Raw genomic sequence first — 25,238 nt, 5'->3', positions numbered from 1 at the left:
CGGACATGAACGGCCAGAACGGGTTGACGGCGTTGCGAGTGAGCAGCGCCGACCAGTTGCCATGGGATGACCGCTGCGACTTGCTGATCGTCGGGTTTGGCGGTGCCGGTGCCTGTGCCGCCATCGAAGCCAGCACTCGTGGCCTGTCGGTGCTCGCGCTGGATCGCTTCGAAGGTGGCGGCGCCACCGCACTCAGCGGCGGCGTTGTCTACGCCGGCGGTGGCACGCCGTATCAGCGCCAGGCCGGTTATGAAGACACCAGCGATGCCATGTTCGATTACCTGCGCCAGGAAGTCGGTGAAGCCGTCAGCCATGAGACCCTGAAGGATTTCTGCGACGGCAGCCGCGAGCAATTGGCCTGGCTGGAGCGACAAGGCGCAGCCTTCGAAGCCAGCGTACCGCCGCACAAAACCTCGTACCCCAGCGACCAGTACTACCTCTATTACTCGGGCAACGAAGCCGTGCCGGCCTATGCCGCCAGCGCCAAACCGGCGCCCCGTGGCCATCGCACCAAGGGCCCGGGCATGTCCGGCGCCAGCCTGTTCGCCCCGCTCAAGGCCAGCGCCTTGCGTCACGGTGCTCGCCTGCGCAGCCAGTGCGAAGTGCGCAGGCTGGTGCTCGACCTCGACGACAAGGTCATCGGTGTCGAAGCCTGGCAATTGCCGTCGGGTAGCCGCGCCGCCAAACAACATGCGCGCCTGTCACGCTGGGCCGCCGCCATTCATATGTACGCTCCGGCGTTGGCCGATCACTTGCGCGCCCGTCAGCGGCGCATCGAACAGAGCAGCGCCATTCGCCAATTGATTCGCGCCGAACAGGCGGTGCTGCTGAGCAGCGGCGGCTTTATCTTCAATCGCGATCTGGTTCGCCAGCACGCGCCGCAGTACCTGGCCGGCCTGCCGCTGGGTGCCACCGGGTGCAACGGCAGCGGCATCGCCCTCGGTCAGAGCGCCGGTGGCAGCGTGGCGCGGATGGACAAAGTCAGCGCCTGGCGCTTCATCAACCCGCCACTGGCCTGGGCCCGTGGGCTGATCGTCAATGCCCGTGGGCAACGTTACGCCAACGAAGAAATCTACGGCGCGACCCTCGGCCACGCCATGGTCGAAGAACAGGACGGTCGCGCCGTCCTGATTCTCAATCGGGCCCTGGTCGCAGAAGCGCTCCGTCAGGTCGGCCCGGGCAAGGTGTGGAATTTCCAGCGCCTGCCGGTGCTGCTCAACCTGCTGTTCAACGCCAGGCGCAGCAACAGCCTCGCCGGCCTGGCCAAGCGCTGCAACCTGCCGCCGGAACTGCTGCGCCAAAGTGTCGAGCGTTATTCCCGCGCGGCACGCGGTGAGGTGGCCGATGAGTTCGGCAAATCCGCTGCGATGCTCGCCGACCTCGACCAAGGCCCGTGGTACGCCCTTGACCTGTCCTTCGACAGCAAACTCTTCCCCTGCCCGGTCATCACCCTCGGCGGGCTGAAAGTCTGCGAAGGCAGCGGTCGGGTGCTGGACCACTCCGGCGTGCCCATAAACGGTCTCTACAGCGCTGGCCGCAATGCCGTCGGCGTGGCTTCCAACCTGTATGTCTCCGGCCTGTCCCTGGCCGACTGCATCTATTCCGGTCGCCGGGCTGCCGCCCACGTGGCTGACCAATTCGCACTTCAAACCGCACGATCAGGAGAACAACAATGCAACGTGTAGAAGGCAAAGTCTGCATCATCACCGGCGCCGCCAGCGGCATCGGTCGCGAAGACGCCCTGCTGCTGGCACGCGAAGGCGCCAAAGTGGTAGTGACCGACCTCAACGAAGAGGGCGGTCGCCAGGTGGCTGCGGAAATCGGCGCCAATGCGCTGTTCATCCGCCACGACATCGCCAGCGAAAGCGACTGGCAGCACGTGATCAAGACCACCGTCGAACACTTCGGCCGCCTCGATGTACTGGTCAACAACGCCGCGATCCTGGCCCTGGGCAGCATCGAAGACACCACGCTTGAGCTGTGGCAGAAGGTGCAGAAGATCAACGGCGAAGGCTACTTCCTCGGCTGCAAGTACGCGATCCAGGCCATGAAGGAAACCGGCGGCGGCTCGATCATCAACATGTCCTCGGTCGCGGCATTGGGCGCGATGCCGATGTTCTGCGCCTACTCGGCGTCCAAAGGCGCAGTAGCGGCGATGACCCGCTCCATTGCCCTGCACTGCAAGCAACAGGGCTACCGCATCCGCTGCAACAGCGTGCACCCCGACGGCGTGAACACCCCGATGACCCAGGCCCTGGCCGGTGGTCAGCCAATCCCGCAGGAAGCCCTCGATCAGGACCCGATGAACCGCATGGCCGCGCCACGGGACATTGCCAACGTGGTGCTGTTCCTCGCCACCGACGAGTCGCGATTCGTCAACGGTGCCGAGATCCGCGTCGACAACGCCCAACTGATCAGCGGGCTCTGAGGTCGAGGTGAACATGGGCACGCAACAACAGAACCTGACCCCGGCTGAATCGACGACGGGAAGCGTCTCATTGCAAGTGTGCGCGGTGATCGACGAGACCGCTGATGCGCGCTCGCTGGTGCTGGACATACCGCCAAGCCTGCGTGAGCGCTTTCGCTACAAACCGGGCCAGTTCCTGAGTTTTCGCGTGCCTTTCGCCGGCAAACTGTTGACCCGTTGCTATTCCATGGCCAGTTCGCCCCTCGCGGATGCGCTGCCCAAGGTCACGGTGAAACGGGTCGACGGTGGCCGGGTGTCGAACTGGATGAACGAAGTCCGGGTCGGCGACTGGCTGGAGGTCCTGCCACCGGCGGGGCTGTTCTGCCTGGACCCGCAGGCGGACACCGAAAAGCCTCTGGTCCTGTTCGGGGGCGGTTCGGGCATCACTCCGGTGTTCTCCATTCTCAAGTCGGTGCTGCACAGCAGCCGGCGGCCGATCAAATTGATCTACGCCAACCGCGATGAAGCATCGGTGATTTTCAAGGACGAGCTGTGCCGGTTGATCAAGGCGCATCCTGATCAACTGCACGTGGTGCACGTCCTCGATTCGGTGCAGGGGTTCCTGACGGACCATCAGGTCCGTCATCTGCTGCGCGGATCGGCCGGCGGCGACTACTTCATCTGCGGGCCGGGACCGTTCATGGACACCGTGGAGCGCACGCTGCTGGCGTTGGGCGAAGCGGCCGAACGCATCCATGTCGAACGTTTCGTCTCACCGCCGGACCCGGACGAACTGCTGGCCGAAGAAGCCCTCGCCCGCAAGGCCGCGATGGGTTCCCACTGTGAAGCGTTGATCGTCGAACTCGATGGCCAGCAACACGAAATTGCCTGCCAGCCCGGCGATACCCTGCTGCAAAGTTGCAAGGCGGCGGGCCTCGACGTGCCGTCGTCCTGTGAAGAAGGTTTCTGCGGGGCGTGCATGTGCGTGGTCAAGGAAGGTGAGGTTCAGTTGGCGCGCAACGATGTGTTGAGCGCAAAAGAACTCGCCGACGGTTGGACACTCGCCTGCCAGAGCCGACCTACGGGAGCTCGGGTTCGCCTGAAATTCCCTGACTAATGTTCATTGTAGGAGCGAGCCTGCTCGCGATGGACGTCAACGATAACGCGCCCTGTCTGAATGAACGCGGTGCCCAGGCGTTTTTCGCGAGCAGGCTCGCTCCTACAGGGGGCTTTGTCGCCTTAGTCTCATTGGACGATCACCCAGGCCCGGTCTGCGGTTAGACTCGGCCACAGCATTAGCCCACAACAATAAAGAGGTGCAGTTATGGCTCGTTTGCAGAATAAGGTCGCGGTGGTCACCGGCGGCGCTTCGGGGATCGGTCTGGCCTGCGTGCGCCGTTTCGCCGAGGAAGGCGCGCAAGTGGTCGGGCTGGACATCGGCAGCGCACCGGCAGACTTTCCCGGCCTGTTCATGACCCTGGACGTGCGCGACGAAGCGCAGGTGCAGCAGGTCATGCAAGAAGTCATCAGCCGCTTCGCCCGCATCGATATATTGGTCAACGCCGCCGGCGTCGCCGACCAGGGCAGCGTGACCCAGACCACCACCGCCAACTGGCAACGGGTGATGGACATCAACCTGACCGGCAGCATGCTCACCAGCAAATACGCACTGGCGTCGATGGTGGAACAACGCGGCGGCTCGATCATCAACGTCGGTTCGATCTTCGGCCTGCAAGGCTGCGACGGCAACGTGGCATACAACGTGTCCAAGGGCGGCATCAACCAGCTGACCCGCTCGATGGCCATCGACTACGGCTACGCCAACGTGCGCGTCAACGGCCTGTGCCCGGGCCTGATCGAAACACCGATGACCAGCATGGTCCGTGACAATGATGCGTTCCACGCGTTTTTCGCCTCGCAGCACATGCTCAGCCGCTCCGGGCAACCGGAAGAAGTGGCCAACGTCGCGCTGTTCCTGGCCTCGGACGAAGCCTCTTTTGTCAGCGGCCAGATGATCGCCGTGGACGGTGGTTTCTCCGCCGGCCGACGTTTCGCCCCGCCCGCCCAGTAATTCGCATTCCGGCCGGGCGCCCTGCCCGGCCTACTCCCTTTTTCGCAACTGTCTTCTAACCGGGGAGGCCCCATGCCGCCTGTCGCCACCGCACTGACCTTCGCTCAACTGTTTGCCAACGCTGCCCAGGCCTACGGCGATCGCCCGGCCATCGAGGACGCGGGCCACACCATCAGCTACCGACAACTCGACCAGTTGCGCCGCCAGGCCGCCCGCGCACTGCTGGCCCTCGACGTCCAGGTCGGGGACCGCGTGGCGATCTGGGCGCCCAACGTGTGGGAATGGATCGTCGCCGCCGGCGCCCTGCAAAGCGTAGGCGCCGCGCTGGTGCCGCTCAATACACGGATGAAGGGCAGCGAGGCCGGCTACATCCTGCGCGAAAGCGGTACCTGCGTGCTGTTTGCCATCGGCCAGTTCCTCGGCGCGGACTACCCCGGCATGCTGGCGGCGGAAGACCTGCCTGAGCTGCGTCACATCGTCAGCCTGCGCGGCGCCAACCCGGGCACCCTGGCGTGGGAGCGGTTCATGGACCTGGCGGCCGACGTGCCGCAACTGGCGTTGCGCACCCGCGAGCAGAGCGTTGGCCCGCAGGCCCTGTCCGACGTGTTGTTTACCTCGGGCACCACCGGCAAACCCAAAGGCGTGATGACCAGCCACGGCCAGAACCTGCGCATCGTGCGCGACTGGAGCGATATCGTCGGGCTGCGCGAGAGCGATCGCTACCTGATCGTCAATCCGTTCTTCCATTCGTTCGGCTACAAGGCCGGCTGGCTGGCAGCGCTGATGCGCGGCTGCACCATCCTGCCGCAGCAGGTGTTCGACGTGCAGGCCGTGCTCGAATGCGTGCAGCGCGAACGCATCACCGTGTTGCCTGGACCGCCGACGCTGTATCAATCGTTGCTGGCCCATCCGCAACGCAACGAGTTCGACTTGAGTTCCTTGCGCGTGGCGGTGACCGGGGCGGCGGCGATTCCGGTGGAGATGATCCACCGCATGCGCGATGAACTCGGCTTCGCCACCATCGTCACCGCGTATGGCCTGACGGAAGTCTGCGGCTTCGCCACGATCTGCCGCGCCGGTGACTCGGCGGAGCTGGTCGCCAATACCAGCGGCCGGGCCATGCCTGGGGTAGAAGTGCGCTGTGTCGGCAACAACGGCCGCAGCCAGCCGGCGAACATCCCCGGTGAAGTGCAGATCCGCGGCTACAACCTGATGCAGGGTTATCTCAACAACCCCGAAGCCAGCCAGGAGATTCTCGACGCCGACGGCTGGCTGCACACCGGCGACATCGGCATGCTCGACGAACAGGGTTACCTGCGCATCACCGACCGCCTCAAGGACATGTTCATCACCGGTGGCTTCAACGTGTACCCGGCGGAGATCGAACAGTGCCTGCTGACCTATCCGGGCGTGGCCCAGGCAGCGGTGATCGGCATCCCCGACGAGCGCATGGGTGAAGTGGCGATGGCGTTCCTGCTGCCCGCGCCGGGCATCGAGATCGAGCAGGCGGGCTTCCTCGCCTGGTGCCGTGAGCAGATGGCCAACTACAAGGTGCCGCGCCGGGTGCAGGTGCTGCAGAAGATGCCGATCAATGCGGCGGGCAAGGTGACCAAGAATGTGTTGCGCGAGTGGGCGCTGCAGCCCGCTGACTAAACGCAATCCCTGTGGGAGCGGGCTTGCCCCGGGCGGCGTTCCGACGATGGCGGAGTGTCAGCCAACATCAATGTTGAAGCTGATGCCCTCATCGCGGGCAAGCCCGCTCCCACAGGTTCTTGTGTATGCCTTGACGATTGTGAACTCAGACCACCCGCGCCGGATGTTGCTGGCGTGGATCGCCGAGCATGGCGCGATGGGACGGTGGTTGGCGGCCTTCGGCTTCGCTGATGCCGTAGCCGGGAGCGATTTCGGCGGTGATCAGGGTCTGCCCGGACAGCGCCATCAACTGCGGATCATTGAGCAAGGCATGAATCACCCGCCCGTTGAATTGCGGGGTTTCGGCGTGGGCCAGGAACGCCTGGTACTGCTCGCCATGCTGCTCGCCGGCAATCTTCGTGCGCTCGGTCAGTTGCGGGCCGAGCCATAGCGACAACGCCGCCACGCCCTGCCCTTCGAAATCGATCGCCATGTCCGCCGCCAGCTTGTCGACCCCGGCCTTTTGCGCGCCGTACGCCGGGCCGTGCATGTAGCAGCCGGCGCCGAATGACGAAGTGAAGCAGATCAGCCCTTGGGCACTTTTCAGCAACAACGGCGCAGCGTAGAAGCTGGCGATATAGGCCGAACGCAGGCCGACGTCGAGAATGCGCACCAGCTCCAGCGGCTTGGCCCAGAACGGCCCCGGTTCGATCAATTGGTCATGGATGAACGCGGCGTTGTTCACCAGCAGATCCAGATGCCCGCACTCCGCCTCGACTTGTGCAAACAAAGCCTGAACCTGCGCGTCATCGGCGTGATCACAGACCACCGCGATACCGCGCCCACCGGCGGCGGTGATCGCGGCGGCGGTGTCCTCCAGCGAGCCGCTCAAGGCATGCCCGTACAAATTCGACCCGCCCTGCGCCGGGGCACGACCGGTGATATACACCGTCATGCCCGCCGCCCCGAGAGCCAGGGCGATGCCCTGCCCCACTCCGCGACTGGCGCCGGTAACGACTGCGATTTGTTGACGTGGCTGATTCATTCGACACTCCCGAACAAGGTTTTGACCGAAGCGGTTTCGCTCTGGCGCTTGATGTGATTGGCCGCCAGGTAACCGAAGGTCATGGCCGGGCCGATGGTCGAACCGGCACCCGGATAGGTGCGGCCCATCATCGAGGCGGCGCTGTTGCCGATGGCGTACAGGCCGTTGATCGGTTCACCGTCTTCATGCAACACGCGGGCGTGCACGTCGGTCAGCAGGCCACCCTTGGTGCCGATGTCGCCGGCGTCGATGCGCACGGCGTAAAAAGGGCCCTTGAGCAACGGCGCCAGGCACGGATTGGGTTGCACGTTCGGGTCGCCGTAGTAGCGGTCGAACAGCGAGTCGCCCTTGTGGAAATCCTCGTCGACGCCCTGCACGGCCATGCCGTTGAAACGCTGCACGGTGCGCAGCAGTCCGGCGCCGTCGACGCCGATTTGCGTCGCCAGCTCTTCAAGACTCGATGCTTTGTGGAAGTAGTCGCGCAGATGCTCGGGCAACTGCCAATCGCGCTGGGCATAACCGGGCAGCAAGGCGCCGCACGGGTATTTGCGGCGGAACTCGGCGTCGAACACCATCCAGCACGGCACGCTCGCGGCGCCTTCGCGATTGTTGGCGTACATCGCGTAAACGATATCGGTATAGGGTGCGGCTTCGTTGACGAAACGCTCGCCCGCCGCGTTGACCATCACGCACCCCGGCAAGGTGCGTTCGACGAACAAGGCGCGCTGTTTTTCTTCCCCGCGCACGTGAGTGGTCGGCGCCCACCAGCTGTGCTCCATCAGCGCGGTCCGCGCGCCGATTGCCTGGCCGGCGCGGATGCCGTCGCCGGTATTGTTCGGCGGCGTGGCACTCCAATCCGCTTTGGACGGTTGCGGCAAATACTGCTCGCGCATCGCCTGGTTACGCTCGAAACCACCCGCAGCGATGATCACGCCGTAACGCGCCTTGACGTTGAGCACCTGACCGTTTCGATTGACCCGCGCACCACCAACCCGGTCGCCGACCAGCAGCAATTCTTCCAGGGCACAGTTGAGCCACAGCGACTTGCCACGATCCTGCAACGAACAGCGCAAGGCACCGATCAAGGCGTTGCCCAACGTCAGGAAACGGTCGCGACGGGACAAGCGCCGGCCTTCGCGGTCCTTCCAATAACGCCACATCACCCGCAGGGTCAGGCGCAACCAGCCGGGGCCACGACACAGCAGCACCTGCGCCTCTTTCATGGTCATCGCCATGCGCCCCATCATCAGGGTGCCGGGGGACGGTGCGCGCATGCGCAAAAATTCTTCACCCAGCTCGGCGGCATCGAACGGTTGCGGATCCATCGAGCGATAGCCCGGTTTGCCGCCCTCGACTTCCGGGTAGTAATCGGCGTAGCGCGGCTGCGCCTCGAAGCGTACGCGGGAGTGTTTTTCCAGGTACTCGACCATCTCCCGGCCGTGTTCGACATAGGCTTCGATGCGCCCGTCGTCGATTTCGCCATGGGTCACGGCGCGGATGTAGGCAATCGCTTCGGCCGCCGAATCGCTGCCGCCGAGGGCCTTGATCCGGTGGTTGTTCGGGATCCAGATGCCGCCGCCGGACACCGCCGAAGTGCCGCCATATTCGCCGCTCTTTTCGATCAACAGCGCATTCAGGCCCAGGTCATGGGCACGCAGCGCAGCGGTCATGCCCCCGGCTCCCGAGCCAATCACCAATACATCACAGCACTCGTCCCATTTGATCCCGGCAGCGTTCATGCGATCACCCTTGTTCAGCGCCCATCAGGCAGAAACCGCCACCGCCGGATCTTCGCCCGGTGCAGTCGGTCTCGGGATTGTTCGCCGCGCACGCCGGGTGTTCATCGTCCGATAAGACTAAGGCCAGGACAGTGGTCGCCCCGTACAAATCGCTTAGTCCGCTTGGACGATGTTGCGCGCAAGTCGTGACTCCATAGTCGCCCACAGCACTAACCCCCCCCTGAAATGCAGGTCGGGCAGGTCTGACCTGGGCCATGAGGACGACATGATAAAAACAATAATCGCCCCACCAACACAGCACCCTCGTGTACAACTCGCATTGCTGTTGCTGGCTGGCGGACTAAGCGCTCACGTTAACGCGATGAGCTTTCAGCCAAGCGAAGACTTGAGCATCGACTGGGACACCACACTGACGTACAGCCTCGCCTGGCGGACCGAGGCTCGCGATCACAAACTGACCGCCAATGCCGACGGCAACGATGGCGACAACGCGTTCGACAAAGGCAGCCTGATCAACAACCGCAGCGGCTTTCTCACCGAAGCCAACATCAAGTGGCAAGACAACTACGGCGTGTTTGTCCGGGCGACGGGCTTCTACGACAACGTCTACGATCAGGACAACGACAACACCACCGGCACTTCCAACTGCTTCGCCGGCGGTCATTGCAGCCAGCCCGACCGTTTCTCCCAGGACACCATCGATCAGCATCGCAATGAATTGCGCATGCTCGATTACTACGCCTATGGCACCTGGGACGTGGGCGGCCATGCCCTCAACGCGCGCCTGGGCAACCAGGTGGTGAGCTGGGGCGAGAGCCTGTTCTACCCGGGCATTTCCGCGGCCCAGAGCCCGGTGGACGCGACCAAGTCGACCACCCCGGGTGTCGAGGTCAAGGAAATCCTGCTGCCGGTCGGCCAACTGTTCACCCAGTTCGCCCTGACCGAAAGCCTGGGCATCCAGGCCTACTACCAATACAAGTGGGAAAAGACCGAGCTGTTCGGCGTGGGTAGCTACTTCTCCACCACCGACTTCATCGACGAAGGCGGCTTCAACGACGCCTCCGGTTTCGTCACCCGCCTGAAGGACGACAAGCCGAGCGACAGCGGCCAGTACGGTCTGGCCTTCACCTACGCCGCCGAATCGTTGAACAACACCGAGTTCGGCATCTACTACTCGCGTTATCACGACAAGACCCCGTCGCTGGACTTCGCCTCGACCCTGGGCCGTTACCAGGTGCGCTACTTCGACAACATCGACCTGTTCGGCGCGAGCTTCGCCACCGTGCTGGGCGATGTCAGCTGGGCCGGTGAAGTCAGCTACCGCGACGGTGCGCCGGTGATGGTCAACAACGGGTTCTCGAGCCCGGTGCGCGGCAAAACCCTGCAGGCGCAGACGTCGATGATCTACGTGGTCGGCCCGACGTCCTTCGCCGACAACACCACCCTGACCGGCGAGCTGGTCTACAACACCGTGATCAGCAACGACAAGTCGCAGCCGGTAACCCTGGCGCCGGGCTTCTCGCTGCCGGGCACCGACAGCCTGGTCTATGACCAGGATGCCTGGGGCTACACGGTGCAGGCGAGCTTTGACTACAACGACGTGTTCAGCGGCTGGGACATGTCGGTGCCGATCACCTACAGCGCTGCCGCCAACGGTGACAGCTCGACGGTTGGCTCGATCAACTCTGGCCAACACGACGACCGCGCCAGCATCGGCAGCTCGTGGCGCTACCTCGGCAACTTCACCGTCGAAGCCCGCTACAACGCCTACCTCGGCAATGCCAACAACAGCCCGTTGGCTGACCGCGACAACGTCGCGCTCAACTTCAAGTACCGGTTCTGATTCCCCAATCGGAGGAGCACAGCATGTCCAGATTCACCCAAACATTATTGAGCACCGCGCTGACCGTCGGCCTGCTCGGCAGTGGCCTGGCCTACGCCAAGGTCAGCCCCGAAGAAGCCGCCCGCCTGGGCCAGGACCTGACCCCGATGGGCGCCGAAAAGGCCGGCAACGCCGATGGCAGCATCCCGGCCTGGAGCGGCAAATGGCTCGGCCTGCCGCCGGGCCTCAAGTTCGATGGCCCTGGCACACCGTACCCGGACCCGTATGCGGCGGAAAAACCGCTGTTCGTGATCGATTCGAAGAACATGGACAAGTACGCCGACAACCTCACCGATGGCCAGAAGGCGTTGCTCAAACGCTACCCTGACACCTTCAAGATCCCGGTGTACCCAAGCCACCGTGACTTCCGCGTTGATCCGAAACTGGTCGAGGCGGTCAAGCACAACGCAGTCAATGCCGAGCTGGCCAACGATAACAACGACACGAAAAACGCCTGGGCCGGCTCGCCGTTCCCGATTCCCAAGAACGGCAGCGAGTTGATGTTCAACCACACCCTCGCCGGCCGTGCCGCGGCCGAAGAGGCCAACTACCGGCAGGCCGTGGTGTACTCCAACAAGGAGCGAGTGCTCGAAGAGGTCAACTACAAGATCTTCTCGATCTGGTCCAACCCGGACAGAACCCTGGAGACGTCCAACGGCATTCTCACCAACTTCCTGATCACCACGCTGGAACCGGTGCGCAAGAAAGGCGAGATCGTCGTCGGTCATGAGTTCATCAACCCGACCGCCTCCCCGCGCCAGGCCTGGCAGTACAGCCCGGGTCAACGCCGGGTGCGTCGCGCGCCGACCGTGGGCTACGACTCGCCGACCGGTGCCGGTGGTTTCCGTGTGTACGACGAAGACCGTTTGTTCAACGGTGCGCCGGACCGCTACAACTGGACCATCGTCGGCAAAAAGGAAATCTACATTCCTTATCACAACTACAAGATCGATGATCCGAGCGTGAGCACCGATCAGATCCTGGCCACCACCGGCCACATCGATCCGCAGTACATGCGCTATGAAAAACACCGCGTCTGGGTGCTGCAAGCCACCCTCAAGGAAGGTGCCCGCCACGTGTACGCCAAGCGTGTGATGTACCTGGACGAGGACACCTGGGCCGCAACCCTGGCCGACAACTACGACAGCCGTGGCCAACTGTGGCGCACCAACATGCAGACGTCGATCTACGCCTACGAGATGCAGCGCTACCACGCCCGCCTCGGGATCTATCACGACCTGATCGCCGGTTCGTATCTGGTTGACCGGATGCTGATCGATCAGAAACCGGCCAAGCTCAACGCCACCGCCTTCACCGAAGACGAATTCACCCCTGGCAACCTGCGCAAACTCGGCACCCGCTAAACTCACCGCGCCCCGACCGAATCATTCGGTCGGGGCGTCGTGCTTTGTAAAATCCGCTCCTTCCACGGAAGACTCCGCCATGAACAAACTCCTCACCGGCGTCATCGCCATGGCCAGCGTTGGCCTGTCGATGCAAGCCAACGCCCTGAACATCCTGCTGACCAACGACGATGGCTGCCGCGCGCCCGGCATCGATGCGATGTACCGCGCCCTGACCGCCGCCGGGCACAAGGTCACCCTGGTCGGCCCGTTGAACGACAGCAGCGGCATCAGCGCCGCCAGCGTGGTCGTGCCCGGCCAGGCGCTGGCAGTGACCGAACTGGCACCGGGGAGGTTTTGCGTCGGGCCGCCTGAAGGCTACACCCCGCCTGCCGGCAAGACCTCCGCCATCGGCACGCCGGTGGATGCAGTCAACGTCGGCCTCGACGTGATCCTCAAGGACACGCCGCCAGACCTGGTGGTATCGGGCAGCAACTTTGGCGAAAACGTCGGCCCGCTGACGCAGATGTCCGGCACCCTCAACGCGGCCGTACGTGCGATGTTCAAAGGGATTCCGGCGGTGGCGGTGTCCACGGGTATAGACATGGACCTGATCATCCGCGACCAGCAGGCAGGTTTTCGCAAGACCCTTGGCGCCATGGACGACACGGCGCGCTTTGCCGTGAAGGTGATCGAGCAGGCAAGCCTGGCCGGCGCCGAAGCCAGAGAGGCCTGCGCCAAAAGCAAACACTCGTGCGAGCTGAACGTGCTCGGCCTGCCGGGCGTCAACGGCCTGAACCTCAACTACCCGCCCCTGCCACCCAGCGAAGTCAAAGGCGTGAGCTTCGCCCCGATCGGCAACTGGGACCGGGTGAATTTCACTTCACAGCGCGGCACCGACGGCGTGGTCCATGTCAACCTGGCCCCGCCTTCGACACCGACCGAAATCCAGCAAAAGGCCGATGCCTACCAACTGTGGCAAGGCCATGCGGTGATCACCGTGATCGACGGCAACATGACGGCACCCGAGGCGGTGCAGGATCAGGCGAAGAAGATGTTGCGCGACATCAAGCCTTAAGCCAATGCAGCCCTCGCAGGTGTACGCAACATCTACGGGTATCCAACAATCATTGTGGGAGCGAGCTTGCTCGCGATAAGGCCGGCACATTCAAAATAGATGTCGACCGACACTCCGCCATCGCGAGCAAGCTCGCTCCCACAGAGCTAGCGGGTGTAAGCAATCTCTGCGGATATCCAACAATCATTGTGGGAGCGAACTTGCTCCGGGCGGCGTTCCGACGATGGTGGCAACGCGGTTACGGATCAAACCCATATCGCGTCCCGCAGCGGATAATCGCCCAGCTTCCCCACCAATCCCGCGCGCAGCGGGTTGGCGACGACATATCGAGCAAGCTTTACCAGGTCGTCATCCCGCCTCAACGCCCGATCGTGATAGCCCTGCTGCCAAAGACTGCCTTTACGCCCGACGGACATGTTCACGGCTCGCGTACTCAATGATTTGGTTTTTTGCATCAGTTGACTGAGTGAGCACCGCTGCAGTTCGATCAACCAATGAAAATGATCGGGCATGACGACCCAGGCTAAAGAGTTCGCCCAGTATTGTTCCTGTGCATATTGAAATTGCTTGACGACCAGCCTGCCCAAACCGAAATCCTTGAAAACCGGTTCTCGGCCCAGCGTGTTGCTCGTCAGCAGGTAAACCCTGTTGGGTTCAGGATAGCGGCCTGTGCGCAGGCGATGTGAGGCGGGTAAATCCGGCATTCCTTTGCCCTCTACATGGTGAGTTCAGGAGGAAGGCTAGACCGGTGGATGCTTGAGAGTTGGGTCAGTTTTTGACTGGATGTGTCTGATAGATCGCCATCGCGAGCAAGCTCGCTCCCACAGGGTTCGTGGGTGCACACAAAATATGCAACCAACCGAAATTACTGTGGGAGCGAGCTTGCTCGCGATGAGGCCGGCACATTCAACATCGATGACGCCTGACACTCCGCCTTCGCGGGCAAGCCCGCTCCTACAGTGCCGGCTGGAACGGCACGAATTCCGTCACTTCCAGGTCGAACCCGGACACGGCCTTGTACGGTACCGGCGAGCTCATCAGGCGCATTTTGCGTACGTTCTGGTCGCGCAGGATCTGTGCGCCGATGCCCAGGGTTCGTTGTGGAAACTGCGGTGTGCGCTGCTTGCCGCCACTGCGCTGGCGCAACTGTTCAAGCACCCCGTCGGCGCTTTCCTTTTGGGCCAGCAGCACCAGTACGCCGTTACCGGCGGCGGCGATGCTCGCCAGTGAGCGATCCAGGCTCCACTGCTGCGCCCCGCTCTCGCTTTCACACCCCAGCACATCGCGCAGCGTCTCGATGCCTTGCACCCGCACCAGCACCGGTTGCGTGCTGTCGATCCGGCCCTTGACCAGCGCCAGGTGCAGCGAGCCCTGGTAGGTGTCCTGATAGGTCGTCACGCGGAACTCGCCATGACGGGTATGCAAGGGGTATTCGCCGCCGCGCTCGATCGTGCCTTCATGCAGGATGCGGTAGTGAATCAGGTCGGCGATGGTGCCGATCCGCAGGCCATGCCGGTGGGCAAATTCATGCAACTCGGCACCACGGGCCAGTTCACCGTCCTCGTTGAGAATGCCCACCAGGGTTGCCGCCGGTTGCAGTCCCGCCAGGCGTGTCAGGTCGCACGCGGCCTCGACATGGCCGGCCCGCTGCATCACGCCACCGGGCAAGGCCTGCACCGGGAAGATATGCCCGGGCTGCACCAGGTCCGCCGGGCCGCTGGCCGGGTCGACCGCGACCTGGATCGAACGCGCCCGGTCCGCCGCCGAGATGCCGGTGGACACCCCGGTGGCGGCTTCGATCGAGCGGGTGAACCCCACGCCATGCTGCGCCCGGGAGTTGGGCACCATCAGGTCCAGGCCCAGCGCACGGCAGCGCTGCTCGGTCAGGGCCAGGCAAATCAGCCCGCGCGCCTGCACCGCCATGAAGGTGACCGCCTCGGCGCCGGCCTGTTCGGCAGCCATCAACAGCGAGCCTTCGCCGTTGTGTTCGTCGTCGGTGATCACCACCATCCGACCGGCGCCGATGGCTTCGATCAGTTGCGGTACCGTATTGAACGCCAGGCCGCTCATTGGAGTGCCCCGCGCAGGTCGGCCGCCGCATCGGTCAGGGCTTGTGCCGCCCCTTCGACAAACGGCGCCATGCTGATAAACCCGTGGATCATGCCTTCGCAACGTTGCAACCGCACCGGCACACCGGCCTCGCGCAACGCCTGGGCAAACGCCTCGCCTTCGTCACGCAACGGGTCGAACCCGGCAGTGATCAGGGTGGTCGGCGGCAAACCGTCCAGCGTCTCTGCGCGCATTGGCGAGGCCAACGGGTCATCCGCCTGCCCGGTCTCTTGCAGATATTGTTGCCAGAACCAGCGCATCATTCCCGCGGACAGCAAATAACCGTCGGCGAATGCTTCGAACGAAGGGCTGTCGCAGCCCGCGTCGGTCACCGGGTAAAACAGGCACTGATGACGGATCTTCGGGCCCCGGTGCTGTGCCGCCAACTGACTGACCGCCAGCGCCAGGTTGCCCCCGGCACTGTCCCCGGCCAGGGCCAGGCGACTGCCATCGACCCCAAGGCTGGCGGCATGCTCGACCAGCCAGCAGGTGGCCGCATAACAATCGAGAGGCGCTGCCGGGAACGGGTGTTCCGGCGCCAGTCGATAGGCGACCGACACCACCACCGCCTCGGTCTGGCGCGCCAGAGAGCGGCAAAGATTGTCATGGGTATCGAGATTGCCCATGACAAAGCCGCCGCCATGGAAAAACACCAGCAACGGCAGGTCGAGGTCTTCCGATGGCCGGTACAGCCGCGCATCCAGATCGCCGTCCGCGCCGGCCACTTTCAGGTCACGAACCTCGCTCATCGGGTCGCCCGGAATGGCCGGCAGCAGGTTGTCGGAGAACTGCCGGTATTGCGCGGCGTCGACCTGGCTGAAATCGGGTTCCGGGAGGTCGCGAAACTGCTGGAGCACCCCAGCGATCTGTTTATCGAGCGGCATGGGCATCGTCCTCTACGTCGACCATTTGGAACTGCGGATTGGTCTCGCCCAGGATGCTTTGCACCCGGCGCTCCAGAGCCGGTTTGAAACCTTTGTGCGGCAGGATCCAGAAGCGTTTTTCGGCGACGGCGGCGAACACCTGCGCGGCCAGTTCGGCCGGGGTCATGCCCTGGCGAATGGTGCTGTCGAGCAGTTGACTGAAGTCGGATCCAGCGCTGTCGACCACCTGGTTCGAGGCCATGATTTCACTGGCCACCGGCCCCGGGCACAGCACCGAAACCGACACCGGTGCACCGATCATCGCCAGTTCGTAATGCAGGGTTTCCGAGAGCGCGACCACGGCCTGCTTGGTCACGTTGTACGGCGCCATCAACGGGCTGCTGACCAGACCGGCAAGGGATGCGGTGTTGATCACGTGGGCTGGCCGGCCCTGACTGAGCAACAAAGGGACAAAGCTGCGAATGCCGTTGATCACACCGTTGAGGTTGACGTCGAGCATGCGCTGCCATTGCGCGTCAGTGATTTCCCAGCTGAAACCGGTTTGCATCACCCCGGCGTTGTTGAACAGCAGGTCGACCCCGCCGAAGTGCTCGACAGCCTGGTCACGCAGGCGCTCGACCTGCTTCACATCACCCACATCGGTGGCGCAGGCGATCGCTTGCACGCCGCGGGCTTTCAATTCGTCGCACAGACCTTGCAGGCCCGCCGCATCCCGATCGGCCAGCACCAGGCGCATGCCCAGCGTCGCCGCGTGTTCGGCCAGGCCTCGGCCAATACCACTGGCCGCCCCGGTAATCACCGCTACCGGCCCTAGTTCATCATTCATCGCCAACTCCTGCCATGGGTCCAATGGCGCCAGTAGAGCGGGCCTGTTTAAACCGGCCATCGTCCATTCAGACGATGCCCGCTTTTACAGGGGCGGCAGAATCCGTTACATGCGCCAAACCCGTGATCCCTTGGGAGAATAATAAGATGAGTACCCTGCACCGCATCGAAGCCAAACTGCTGGAAGACCGCTACGCCCGTGGCTGGCATTGCCTGGGCCTGGCCGCGCAATACCGCGACGGCAAAGCCCACCGCCTGGAGGTGTTCGGCACCCGTCTGGTGGCGTTCCAGGGTGAAGACGGCGACCTGCATATCCTCGATGGCTACTGCCCGCACATGGGCGCCGACCTCAGCACCGGTTGCGTCGAAGGCAACTCGATCCGCTGCCCGTTCCACGCCTGGCGCTGGGGCGCCGACGGCGTGTGCGATGACATCCCTTATGCCAAGCGCATTCCGCCACGGGCCAAAATCAAAAGCTGGCCGATCATGGAAGAGAACCAGCTGCTGTTCGTCTGGAACGACCCCGAAGGCAATCCGCCGCTGCCCGAACAACGCATCCCGCGCATCGACGCCTGCTACAGCGACGAATGGGCAGCCTGGGAAGTCGCCGAACTGCAGATTGGCACCAACTGCCGCGAACTGATCGACAACATCGCCGACATGGCGCACTTCGGCACCGTACACGGCGCGCCGGTCGATGAGTTCATCAACATTTTCGAAGGCCACCTGGCGACGCAGATCATGCGTGCCCGCAGTGAGCGCCTGTCCGGCGACAGCGTGCTGAGCACCGAAGCCACCTACTTCGGCCCGGCTTATCAGATCACTGACATGAAAGGTGCGATGAACGGCCAGCCAATCCATTCGATCCTGCTCAACTGCCACGTGCCGATCGATCTCGACAGCTTCACCCTGCGCTACGGCGTGCTGGTGAAAAAGATCCCGGGCTTGAGCGAAGAGCAAAACCAGGAAATGGCCAAGGCCTACGTGGCGCAAGCCCAGGCAGCCTTCTACGAAGACGTGGCGATCTGGCACAGCAAGACCCGCGTCGACAACCCGCTGCTGTGTGACGGCGACGGTCCGGTCTATCAGTTGCGCCGTTGGTACGAGCAGTTCTACACAGACGTCCAGGCGCTGTCGGCGGACGTCGGCGAACACAAGAAGTTTGTCGTGCGCGCCAGCGAACGGGTCTGACGCCAGCGGCCTTTCGCCCGCCCCGGGCCTGAGCGGCAGCCGCCGGTCAGGCCCGGAGCCCGAGCGTTGCAAGGAGTCGATACCGGCGCTTATCCTCGGCCACCGCCAACGCTAATAATAAAAACGGTTTTCCCTATGCAGCAGAGCCTCAGCCTCGATACGTTCAGTGATTTGATCGGCAACCTCTATCAGGGTCCGCTGGAAAACATTCCCTGGGCCACTTTCCTCAATCAGCTCAACGTGCACCTGAACAGCAAGTACGTGACCTTCATCCTGCGTCCGCCCAGCGCTCATGTGGACGGCTTGATGGTCAACACCACCGGCACCTCGACCGAGGCGACCGCGTCGTACAACACACATTTTTTCAGCCTCGACCCCTTTGTCGACCTGCCCAACCGCCAGGTCGTGACCCTCGCCGAGTTCGTCTCCAACGACGACTGGCAGCATTCCGAGTTCTACAAGAACTTCCTTGAACCGGTGGACGTGTTCCACATCCTGGGTGCCGACATCAACACCGTCGATGGCGCCCAGTGCCGCATTCGCATCAGCCGCGGACGTGATGACAAAGCCTTCGGCGCCGAAGAAAAAGAGCTGCTGACGCACTTCATTCCGCATCTGGAACGCTCGATCAAGATCCACATGCAGCTCAACCGCATCGAAGCCGAGCGCAACCTGTACGCCGGTGCGGTGAATCAGATGGCGGTCGGGACGATCATCCTCGACGAGGCCGGCAAGGTGCTGCAAACCAACCAGGTCGCCGACCGACTGATCCAGGAAAAGGACGGGATCAAGCTCGTCAACGATGGCCTGCAGGTCGGTACGGCTCGCGACACCCAGGAGTTCCGGCGTCTGGTCAAGCAGTCGCTGCTGTCGCAAAAGAGCGGCAATCCGTCGGTGGTCGAGGCCCTGCGTGTACAACGGCCGTCCGGCAAATCGGATCTCGGGATCATCGTGCGTTCGGTACCCTTGAGCGACTGGAGCGAAGGCAAGCAGTGCCCCACCGTGGTGATTTTCATCAGCGACCCGGAGCAGCAATCCACCGCGCCCCAGGACATCGTCCGCGCACTGTTCGATTTCACCCCGGCGGAAACCCAGCTGGCGATGCTGTTGGCCAACGGTCTGACCCTCGACGAAGCCTCTGAAGAACTGGGCATCAGCCGCAACACCTCGCGGGCCCACCTGCGCTCGACCTTCTCCAAGACCGGCGTGACCCGCCAGACCATGCTGGTGCGCCTGATCCTGCGCAGCGTGGCGACCCTCGGTTAACCCTCATTGCCGCCCTCGTCCGCTCGGACGATGGCGGCGCCCGTTGTACAGCGCACAGTGACTTAATCCCAAACAGGGGACTGCCCCATGCGCAACTGCCCAACCATCCTCAAGACTGAACTGCTGGCGCAAAGCGGCCACTTTCAGATCGAAGCCCTGCACCTGCAATTCAGCAACGGCCAGCAGCGGGTCTACGAACGCCTGCGCGGCACCGGTTATCGCTCGGTGATGCTGGTGGCGATGCCGGATCCCGCGCATGTGTTGCTGGTGCGCGAATACGCGGTCGGAGTGGAAAAAACCATCCTCGGCCTGCCCAAGGGCGGCGCCGAACCCGATGAAGACTATTTGCAGGCGGCCCAGCGCGAGCTGAGCGAAGAAGTCGGCATGCGCGCCGAACGCCTCACCGAACTGGGCGAGCTGACCCTGGCACCGGGGCATTTGTGCCACCGCTACCGGGTGGTGTTGGCTGAACAATTGAGCCCCTGCCAACTCGAAGGCGACGAACCCGAACCCCTGGAATGCCTGCGCGTACCGATGGCGCAGATTCCCGAACTGGTGGCGCGTGGTGAACTGCATGAAGCGCGGGCGATTGCTGCGCTGTTCATGGCAATAGCCGCCCTCGCCCAACGAACCTGACACCACACAATACCTGTAGGAGCGAGCCTGCTCGCGAAGAACACAAGGACACCGCGTTTCTCCAGAGTTCACGCGTTATCGTTGACGACCATCGCGAGCAGGCTCGCTCCTACAGGGGGTTGTTGAATATCCAATTCATCACCTAGTCCATTCGGACGAAGCCACTCGCGAGCCACCGCCATAACCTGTCTCTACAACAATAAAACCGTGTCGAGACCCATCATGCGCAAATCTACTTGTGCTCTGTTCATCATCCTCTGTGCCGGCAGCACCGCCAGCCTCTGCCAACTGTTCAAGAACGAAGCCTACCGACCGACCACGGCCTACTTCAGCTGTTCGAACGCGGCGATCAATTGCTATCCGCCCGTGGTGCGCAATCTGCTGCCTTGAGCACGGTTTCCACGGCCATAAAAAAACCACCGAATCATCGGTGGTTTTTTCGTTGCCGCAATAATCAGGTCGGCAGTACACCCCTGGCCCGGGACAAGGTCAACGCCAGGTCTTCGATCATATCCTCCTGACCACCCACGGTTCCGCGCCGGCCCAGTTCCACCAGCAATTCACGAGCGGCAATCCCGTACTTCTGCTCTGCCCGCTTGGCAAACAGCAGGAACGAGCTGTACACCCCGGCATACCCCAACGTCAGCGCATCGCGGTCGAGACGGATCGGCTGGTCCATCATCGGCACCACCAGGTCTTCGGCCACGTCCATGATCTTGTACAGGTCGACGCCGCTGTTGACGCCCATGCGCTCCAGCACCGCGACGAACACTTCCAGCGGCGTGTTGCCCGCCCCTGCGCCCAGGCCCGCAACCGAACCATCGATGCGCGCAGCACCGGCCTCGATCGCGGCCAGAGAGTTGGCGATGGCCATGCCCATGTTGTGGTGACCGTGGAAACCGACTTCAGTCCCGGCATTCAACCCCGCACGCAGGGCTCCGATCTTTTGCGTCACTTCATCGGGCAGCATGTAGCCGGCCGAGTCGGTGCAGTAGATGCAGTTGGCGCCGTAGCTTTCCATCAGGCGCGCCTGCTCCAGCAGTTTCTCCGGGCTGACCATGTGCGCCATCATCAGGAAGCCGACGGTGTCCAGGCCCATCTTCGCCGACATGCCGATGTGCTGGCCGGACACGTCCGCCTCGGTGCAGTGGGTCGCCACGCGAATGGTCGACACGCCGTGTTCGTGAGCCATCCTCAGATGGTCGAGAGTGCCGATCCCCGGCAACAACAGGGCCGAGACCCTGGCCTGTTTCATCTGCGGGATCACCGCAGCGAAATACTCCTCGTCGCTGTGGGCCGGGAAGCCGTAGTTCAGCGACGCCCCGCCGAGGCCATCGCCATGGGTGATCTCGATCAGCGGTACGCCGGCCGCATCGAGGCCGGTGGCCACCGAGACCATTTGTTGAATGCTGATCTGGTGCTGTTTGGCGTGCATGCCGTCGCGCAGGCTCATGTCGTGCAGACGGACGCTCTTACCTTGTAGATTCATCGGGATTCTCCACTCAACGGACGGGCAGTTGCAGGGCGCCCTTGTAGGCTTCTTCGGCGAACATCTCGGCCGTGCGCAAACCGGCGGCGGTCATGATGTCGAGGTTGCCGGCGGACTTGGGCAGGAAATCGCCGAGGCCTTCGACCTCGATGAAAATCGACACCTTGCGCCCGTCGAACACCGGCCCGTTGATCAGCTTGTAGCCGGGCACATAGCGCTGCACTTCGCGGACCATCTCCAGCACCGAGGTGCGGATCGCGTCCTGGTTCGGCTCGTCATCGGTCAGGCAATGGATGGTGTCGCGCATCATCAACGGCGGCTCGGCCGGGTTGATCACGATGATCGCCTTGCCGCGCCGGGCGCCGCCGATCTTCTCCACCGCACCGGCGGTGGTGCGGGTGAATTCATCGATGTTCTGTCGAGTGCCCGGGCCGACCGAGCCCGAGGACACGGTCGCGACGATTTCGCCGTAGCTCACCGGTTGCACCCGCGACACCGCCGCCACCATCGGGATGGTCGCCTGGCCACCGCAGGTGACCATGTTGACGTTCATCGCCAGGCTCGAGGCGTGCTCCTTGAGGTTGACCGGCGGCACGCAGTACGGGCCGATGGCCGCCGGCGTGAGGTCGATCATGATCACCCCGAGTTCGTTGAGCTTGCGGCTGTTTTCCGCGTGCACATAGGCCGAGGTGGCATCGAAGGCGATGCGAATGTCATCGTCGAGCACGTGCGGCAGCAAGCCGTCGACACCACCGGCAGTGGTTTTGATGCCCATTTCCCGGGCACGCTTCAGGCCTTCGGATTCAGGGTCGACGCCGACCATCCACACCGGCTCGATCCACTCCGATCGGCACATCTTCATCAGCAGATCGGTGCCGATGTTGCCCGGGCCGATAATGGCCGCTCTGAGTTTTTTGCTCATGGGGTCAAACTCCAAAAGTCAGGCGCAGAAAGACACCCGGGCACTGCCCAGGCCATCGATAGTCAGCGAAAAATGGTCGCCGGCACGGGCCGGTTCCAGCGGTACCAGGGATCCGGACAGGATGATTTCCCCGGCCTTGAACGGAATGCCGAAGGCGCCCAGGGTGTTGGCCAGCCAGGCCACGGCGGTCAGCGGATTGCCCTGCACCGCCGAACCCAGGCCTTCGCTCAGGGGCTCACCGTTCTTGGACACGCGCATGCGCAGGTTGGGCAGGTCCAGCTCGCGGGGGTCGACCTGGCTGTCGCCCAACACGAACACGCCGCAGGAGGCGTTGTCGGCCACGGTGTCCTGGATGCGGATGCGCCAGTCGTGAATCCGCGAGTCGACGATCTCGAAGCACGGCATCACGTATTCGGTGGCAGCCAGTACGTCGGCTTCGGTGATGCCGGGGCCGACCAGATCATGCTTGAGCTTGAAGGCGATCTCGCCCTCGGCGCGGGGCTGGATCAGTTTGTTGGCCGACAGGGAAATCTGCGCATCGTCATCGAACGACATCTGCCGCGTGATGAAGCCGAAATCCGGCTGATGCACGTTGAGCATCTGCTGCACCGCCGCCGAGGTCACGCCGATTTTCTTGCCGACGATCTGGTCGCCGGCCGCCACCCGACGCTCAATCGCGTAGAGGGAAATGTGGTAGGCGTCTTCGATGCTGATCGACGGCCAGCGTTCGGTCAGCGGTGCCAGGGTGGAGCCGCTGAGCAGCGCCTGATAAAGCTCTTCGCCGAACTCACGGCGCAATTGCACGCTCATCCGCGGGCCTCCTGAAGGAATGCCAGACACTGGCTATTGAAGAAGTCACGGTGTTCGACCTGGACCCAGTGCCCGCACTCGCTGAGCATCACGAAACGGATACCGGAGCAGTTTTCGAGCATGGTCCGGGCTCCGGAGGACGGGCAGAACTTGTCGTTCATGCCCCAGAAACCGAGGATCGGGCATTGCAGTTCGGCCAGCCGCGACGTCATGTTCGGCACCTGCATGGTCGACAGCACACACACCGGCTGCTGCTGCACCACGGCCACGCGCTCGTTGACCGTTTCGTCGCTGATCAGGCTTTCATCGAACAGTTGCAGAGCCAGCAGGCGACGCATGCCCGCTGCATCGTTCAGCTCACCTTTGGCGAAGGCCGCGCCCATTTTCTGGATGCCTTCCATCTGCAGGTAGTACTGCTCCTTTTCCATCAGGCCACCGGGGGCCATCAGCACCAGACGGCTGACACGCTGCGGTTGGTCGAGGGTCAGCTTGATCGCGATCGCACCGCCCAGGGAATTGCCGACCAGCACGCAGCGCTGGATGTCCAGGGCATCGAGCAGACCGCTCAGCGCGGCCACGAAGAAATCCAGGGTGTAGAGGGTCTCGGGTTTGTCAGAAGCACCGTAGCCCGGCAAATCCGGGACAATCACCCGGTAGCCGGCCTCGGCGAACACCGGGTAGTTCTGCTTGAAATTGCTGTGACCGCTGGCGCCCGGCCCGCTGCCGTGAATGAAAATCACCGGTTCGCCGCTCCCGCCGGTGTCTTTATAGTGCAGCTGCAAACCATCCGGCAGCGTAACGAAGTGCCCTTGCGCTGAAGCGCCCATAAGGTGTCCTCCCGGCCTGTTGTTGTAGCGGGATTATTCCGACGGACCGGGCCATCAACATCGTCCGACAGGACTACGCCTGCTCTCCTGGACTACGCCCCCTCCCCCCTGTAGGAGCGAGCCTGCTCGCGAAAAACGTCAGCACACCGCGGGGCATCAGGCTTTGCGCGTTATCGTTGACGTCCATCGCGAGCAGGCTCGCTCCCACAGTCTCTAGTCCCATCGGACGTTGGATTACACGGCCGGCAGACCTAGCATCGACAGCATTCCCGAGCGACAAAAAGAGAACTCGAATGGCTGATCCAATGGACTTTCACGGCAAAGTGGTACTGGTCACAGGCGGCGGCAAAGGCGTCGGGCGCGGTATCACTCAGCGCTTCCTCGACTGCGGTGCCGAGGTGGTGATCTGCGGTCGCGAAGCCCCGCAGACCTTGCCTGTCAGCGGCGGACGCGAGGCATTGTTCGTGGCCTGTGACCTGCGCGATGTCGAGCAATCCGCAGGCCTGATCACGCAGATCGTCGAGCGCTTCGGTCGCCTCGATGTGCTGGTCAACAACGCCGGCGGTTCGCCGAATGCCGATGCCGCCACGGCCTCGCCGCGTTTCAGCGAAGCGATCATCCGCCTGAATCTGATCGCGCCGCTGAACCTGTGCCAGCAAGCCAACCAGGTGATGCAGGCCCAGGCCGATGGCGGTGCGATCATCAACATCTGCAGCGTCAGCGCCACCCGCCCTTCCCCCGGCACCGCCGCCTATGGCGCGGCCAAGGCCGGGCTGTTGAACCTGACCACCTCACTGGCGGTGGAATGGGCGCCGAAGGTGCGAGTCAACGCCGTGACCGCCGGGCTGATTCTCACCGAGCAGGCAGCCATGCATTATGGTGACGATGCCGGCATAGCCCGGGTGGCGGCGACCATTCCGTTGCAACGCCTGGCGAACCCGGAAGACATCGGCGATACCTGCCTGTACCTGGCCTCGAAGCTGGCCCGTTACGTCAGCGGCGCGGACATCGCGGTGCATGGCGCGGGCGAACGCCCGGCGTTTCTCGATGCAGCCCAACCCCATTCATGACAGGAGCCCCGA

23 protein-coding genes are annotated in these 25,238 nt (G+C 63.2%); 13 read left to right on the top strand and 10 right to left on the bottom strand.

All coding sequences use genetic code 11. The annotated features are described in order from the left end of the window. Window positions 1–5 precede the first annotated feature (5 nt). The 5 genes from EI969_RS24165 to EI969_RS24145 all read left to right on the top strand — a co-directional run bounded on the left by EI969_RS24165 (window position 6) and on the right by EI969_RS24145 (window position 6,131). Window positions 6–1,685 (top strand): FAD-binding protein, encoded by a 1,680-nt coding sequence (locus tag EI969_RS24165; RefSeq protein WP_160389989.1) that lies wholly within the window; start codon window positions 6–8, stop codon window positions 1,683–1,685. Beyond that, window positions 1,673–2,428 (top strand): glucose 1-dehydrogenase, encoded by a 756-nt coding sequence (locus EI969_RS24160; RefSeq protein ID WP_160389988.1) that lies wholly within the window; start codon window positions 1,673–1,675, stop codon window positions 2,426–2,428. The genes EI969_RS24165 and EI969_RS24160 overlap by 13 nt, the downstream gene beginning before the upstream one ends. A gap of 13 nt (window positions 2,429–2,441) precedes the next feature. Then, window positions 2,442–3,524: a ferredoxin--NADP reductase gene (locus tag EI969_RS24155; RefSeq protein ID WP_160389987.1), complete on the top strand. Its 1,083-nt coding sequence runs from the start codon at window positions 2,442–2,444 to the stop codon at window positions 3,522–3,524. A gap of 207 nt (window positions 3,525–3,731) precedes the next feature. Next, on the top strand, window positions 3,732–4,478 hold the full coding sequence (locus EI969_RS24150) for an SDR family NAD(P)-dependent oxidoreductase (RefSeq protein ID WP_160389986.1): 747 nt from the start codon (window positions 3,732–3,734) through the stop codon (window positions 4,476–4,478). A 72-nt stretch (window positions 4,479–4,550) separates the two neighbouring features. Further along, the gene (locus tag EI969_RS24145) at window positions 4,551–6,131 is read left to right on the top strand and encodes a FadD3 family acyl-CoA ligase (protein WP_160389985.1); all 1,581 of its coding nucleotides are present in this window, start codon (window positions 4,551–4,553) and stop codon (window positions 6,129–6,131) included. A 145-nt stretch (window positions 6,132–6,276) separates the two neighbouring features. On the opposite strand, the gene EI969_RS24140 is transcribed toward EI969_RS24145, so the two are convergent. Both EI969_RS24140 and EI969_RS24135 read right to left on the bottom strand, forming a co-directional pair. After that, on the bottom strand, window positions 6,277–7,155 hold the full coding sequence (locus tag EI969_RS24140) for an SDR family NAD(P)-dependent oxidoreductase (RefSeq protein ID WP_160389984.1): 879 nt from the start codon (window positions 7,153–7,155) through the stop codon (window positions 6,277–6,279). Further along, window positions 7,152–8,894 (bottom strand): FAD-binding protein, encoded by a 1,743-nt coding sequence (locus EI969_RS24135; protein WP_160389983.1) that lies wholly within the window; start codon window positions 8,892–8,894, stop codon window positions 7,152–7,154. The genes EI969_RS24140 and EI969_RS24135 overlap by 4 nt, the downstream gene beginning before the upstream one ends. A 265-nt stretch (window positions 8,895–9,159) precedes the next feature. Here EI969_RS24135 and EI969_RS24130 point away from each other — a divergent pair, with 265 nt between their 5' ends. From EI969_RS24130 to surE, 3 genes are all read left to right on the top strand, one after another. Further along, entirely contained in the window at window positions 9,160–10,737 is a 1,578-nt protein-coding gene (locus EI969_RS24130; RefSeq protein ID WP_160389982.1) for a DUF1302 family protein, read from the top strand. Between the two features lie 23 nt (window positions 10,738–10,760). Next, the gene (locus EI969_RS24125; RefSeq protein WP_160389981.1) at window positions 10,761–12,140 is read left to right on the top strand and encodes a DUF1329 domain-containing protein; all 1,380 of its coding nucleotides are present in this window, start codon (window positions 10,761–10,763) and stop codon (window positions 12,138–12,140) included. A gap of 79 nt (window positions 12,141–12,219) precedes the next feature. Continuing rightward, the gene (gene surE, locus EI969_RS24120; RefSeq protein WP_160389980.1) at window positions 12,220–13,197 is read left to right on the top strand and encodes a 5'/3'-nucleotidase SurE; all 978 of its coding nucleotides are present in this window, start codon (window positions 12,220–12,222) and stop codon (window positions 13,195–13,197) included. Between the two features lie 245 nt (window positions 13,198–13,442). On the opposite strand, the gene EI969_RS24115 is transcribed toward surE, so the two are convergent. The 4 genes from EI969_RS24115 to EI969_RS24100 form a co-directional block, all read right to left on the bottom strand. After that, a complete protein-coding gene (locus tag EI969_RS24115; protein WP_160389979.1) occupies window positions 13,443–13,901 on the bottom strand; it encodes a transposase in 459 nt (152 codons plus the stop codon). Window positions 13,902–14,151: 250 nt separating this feature from the next. Then, window positions 14,152–15,267: a 3,4-dihydroxy-2-butanone-4-phosphate synthase gene (locus EI969_RS24110; RefSeq protein WP_160389978.1), complete on the bottom strand. Its 1,116-nt coding sequence runs from the start codon at window positions 15,265–15,267 to the stop codon at window positions 14,152–14,154. Further along, a complete protein-coding gene (locus EI969_RS24105) occupies window positions 15,264–16,190 on the bottom strand; it encodes an alpha/beta hydrolase (protein WP_160389977.1) in 927 nt (308 codons plus the stop codon). Before EI969_RS24105 ends, EI969_RS24110 begins: the two co-directional genes overlap by 4 nt. Next, entirely contained in the window at window positions 16,177–17,016 is an 840-nt protein-coding gene (locus tag EI969_RS24100; protein WP_160389976.1) for an SDR family NAD(P)-dependent oxidoreductase, read from the bottom strand. Before EI969_RS24100 ends, EI969_RS24105 begins: the two co-directional genes overlap by 14 nt. Before the next feature lie 146 nt (window positions 17,017–17,162). Between EI969_RS24100 and EI969_RS24095 the strand changes: the two genes are divergently transcribed. The 4 genes from EI969_RS24095 to EI969_RS30295 all read left to right on the top strand — a co-directional run bounded on the left by EI969_RS24095 (window position 17,163) and on the right by EI969_RS30295 (window position 20,498). Continuing rightward, a complete protein-coding gene (locus EI969_RS24095; RefSeq protein ID WP_160389975.1) occupies window positions 17,163–18,206 on the top strand; it encodes a Rieske 2Fe-2S domain-containing protein in 1,044 nt (347 codons plus the stop codon). Between the two features lie 135 nt (window positions 18,207–18,341). Then, complete coding sequence (locus tag EI969_RS24090; protein WP_160389974.1) at window positions 18,342–19,472, top strand: helix-turn-helix transcriptional regulator; 1,131 nt, start codon at window positions 18,342–18,344, stop codon at window positions 19,470–19,472. An 87-nt stretch (window positions 19,473–19,559) separates the two neighbouring features. Further along, window positions 19,560–20,108, top strand: coding sequence for an ADP compounds hydrolase NudE (gene nudE, locus EI969_RS24085; RefSeq protein WP_150715887.1), 549 nt, complete (start codon window positions 19,560–19,562; stop codon window positions 20,106–20,108). A 222-nt stretch (window positions 20,109–20,330) separates the two neighbouring features. After that, window positions 20,331–20,498, top strand: coding sequence for a hypothetical protein (locus EI969_RS30295; RefSeq protein WP_178120803.1), 168 nt, complete (start codon window positions 20,331–20,333; stop codon window positions 20,496–20,498). 64 nt (window positions 20,499–20,562) lie between these two features. Here EI969_RS30295 and dmpG read toward each other — a convergent pair whose 3' ends face one another. Genes dmpG through EI969_RS24065 form a run of 4 tightly spaced genes read right to left on the bottom strand, consistent with a single transcriptional unit; the run spans window position 20,563 to window position 24,156 of the window. Next, a complete protein-coding gene (gene dmpG, locus EI969_RS24080; protein WP_160389973.1) occupies window positions 20,563–21,597 on the bottom strand; it encodes a 4-hydroxy-2-oxovalerate aldolase in 1,035 nt (344 codons plus the stop codon). 13 nt (window positions 21,598–21,610) lie between these two features. After that, on the bottom strand, window positions 21,611–22,519 hold the full coding sequence (locus EI969_RS24075; RefSeq protein ID WP_160389972.1) for an acetaldehyde dehydrogenase (acetylating): 909 nt from the start codon (window positions 22,517–22,519) through the stop codon (window positions 21,611–21,613). Between the two features lie 18 nt (window positions 22,520–22,537). Then, window positions 22,538–23,329, bottom strand: a complete 792-nt coding sequence (locus EI969_RS24070) for a fumarylacetoacetate hydrolase family protein (protein ID WP_160389971.1) — start codon at window positions 23,327–23,329, stop codon at window positions 22,538–22,540. Continuing rightward, the gene (locus tag EI969_RS24065) at window positions 23,326–24,156 is read right to left on the bottom strand and encodes an alpha/beta fold hydrolase (protein ID WP_160389970.1); all 831 of its coding nucleotides are present in this window, start codon (window positions 24,154–24,156) and stop codon (window positions 23,326–23,328) included. Before EI969_RS24065 ends, EI969_RS24070 begins: the two co-directional genes overlap by 4 nt. Before the next feature lie 293 nt (window positions 24,157–24,449). On the opposite strand from EI969_RS24065, the gene EI969_RS24060 reads away from it, so the two are divergent. Further along, window positions 24,450–25,226 (top strand): SDR family oxidoreductase, encoded by a 777-nt coding sequence (locus EI969_RS24060; RefSeq protein ID WP_160389969.1) that lies wholly within the window; start codon window positions 24,450–24,452, stop codon window positions 25,224–25,226. Window positions 25,227–25,238 lie beyond the last annotated feature (12 nt).

This window comes from Pseudomonas sp. PB101, from assembly GCF_009764265.1.
GTDB lineage: Bacteria > Pseudomonadota > Gammaproteobacteria > Pseudomonadales > Pseudomonadaceae > Aquipseudomonas.
The sequence above is the reverse complement of the archived record's forward strand: the minus strand, read 5'-3'. Positions and strand labels throughout refer to the sequence as shown.

What these genes read in the sequence shown, in the direction of transcription:
- EI969_RS24125 (WP_160389981.1), top strand. Translation starts at nt 10,761, where the DNA reads ATGTCCAGATTCACCCAAACATTATTGAGCACCGCGCTGACCGTCGGC.
- EI969_RS24115 (WP_160389979.1), bottom strand. Translation starts at nt 13,901, where the DNA reads ATGCCGGATTTACCCGCCTCACATCGCCTGCGCACAGGCCGCTATCCT.
- EI969_RS30295 (WP_178120803.1), top strand. Translation starts at nt 20,331, where the DNA reads ATGCGCAAATCTACTTGTGCTCTGTTCATCATCCTCTGTGCCGGCAGC.
- EI969_RS24060 (WP_160389969.1), top strand. Translation starts at nt 24,450, where the DNA reads ATGGCTGATCCAATGGACTTTCACGGCAAAGTGGTACTGGTCACAGGC.
- EI969_RS24105 (WP_160389977.1), bottom strand. Translation starts at nt 16,190, where the DNA reads ATGCCGCTCGATAAACAGATCGCTGGGGTGCTCCAGCAGTTTCGCGAC.
- dmpG (WP_160389973.1), bottom strand. Translation starts at nt 21,597, where the DNA reads ATGAATCTACAAGGTAAGAGCGTCCGTCTGCACGACATGAGCCTGCGC.
- surE (WP_160389980.1), top strand. Translation starts at nt 12,220, where the DNA reads ATGAACAAACTCCTCACCGGCGTCATCGCCATGGCCAGCGTTGGCCTG.
- EI969_RS24150 (WP_160389986.1), top strand. Translation starts at nt 3,732, where the DNA reads ATGGCTCGTTTGCAGAATAAGGTCGCGGTGGTCACCGGCGGCGCTTCG.
- nudE (WP_150715887.1), top strand. Translation starts at nt 19,560, where the DNA reads ATGCGCAACTGCCCAACCATCCTCAAGACTGAACTGCTGGCGCAAAGC.
- EI969_RS24160 (WP_160389988.1), top strand. Translation starts at nt 1,673, where the DNA reads ATGCAACGTGTAGAAGGCAAAGTCTGCATCATCACCGGCGCCGCCAGC.
- EI969_RS24140 (WP_160389984.1), bottom strand. Translation starts at nt 7,155, where the DNA reads ATGAATCAGCCACGTCAACAAATCGCAGTCGTTACCGGCGCCAGTCGC.
- EI969_RS24065 (WP_160389970.1), bottom strand. Translation starts at nt 24,156, where the DNA reads ATGGGCGCTTCAGCGCAAGGGCACTTCGTTACGCTGCCGGATGGTTTG.
- EI969_RS24075 (WP_160389972.1), bottom strand. Translation starts at nt 22,519, where the DNA reads ATGAGCAAAAAACTCAGAGCGGCCATTATCGGCCCGGGCAACATCGGC.
- EI969_RS24090 (WP_160389974.1), top strand. Translation starts at nt 18,342, where the DNA reads ATGCAGCAGAGCCTCAGCCTCGATACGTTCAGTGATTTGATCGGCAAC.
- EI969_RS24110 (WP_160389978.1), bottom strand. Translation starts at nt 15,267, where the DNA reads ATGAGCGGCCTGGCGTTCAATACGGTACCGCAACTGATCGAAGCCATC.
- EI969_RS24145 (WP_160389985.1), top strand. Translation starts at nt 4,551, where the DNA reads ATGCCGCCTGTCGCCACCGCACTGACCTTCGCTCAACTGTTTGCCAAC.
- EI969_RS24135 (WP_160389983.1), bottom strand. Translation starts at nt 8,894, where the DNA reads ATGAACGCTGCCGGGATCAAATGGGACGAGTGCTGTGATGTATTGGTG.
- EI969_RS24155 (WP_160389987.1), top strand. Translation starts at nt 2,442, where the DNA reads ATGGGCACGCAACAACAGAACCTGACCCCGGCTGAATCGACGACGGGA.
- EI969_RS24165 (WP_160389989.1), top strand. Translation starts at nt 6, where the DNA reads ATGAACGGCCAGAACGGGTTGACGGCGTTGCGAGTGAGCAGCGCCGAC.
- EI969_RS24130 (WP_160389982.1), top strand. Translation starts at nt 9,160, where the DNA reads ATGATAAAAACAATAATCGCCCCACCAACACAGCACCCTCGTGTACAA.
- EI969_RS24095 (WP_160389975.1), top strand. Translation starts at nt 17,163, where the DNA reads ATGAGTACCCTGCACCGCATCGAAGCCAAACTGCTGGAAGACCGCTAC.
- EI969_RS24070 (WP_160389971.1), bottom strand. Translation starts at nt 23,329, where the DNA reads ATGAGCGTGCAATTGCGCCGTGAGTTCGGCGAAGAGCTTTATCAGGCG.
- EI969_RS24100 (WP_160389976.1), bottom strand. Translation starts at nt 17,016, where the DNA reads ATGAATGATGAACTAGGGCCGGTAGCGGTGATTACCGGGGCGGCCAGT.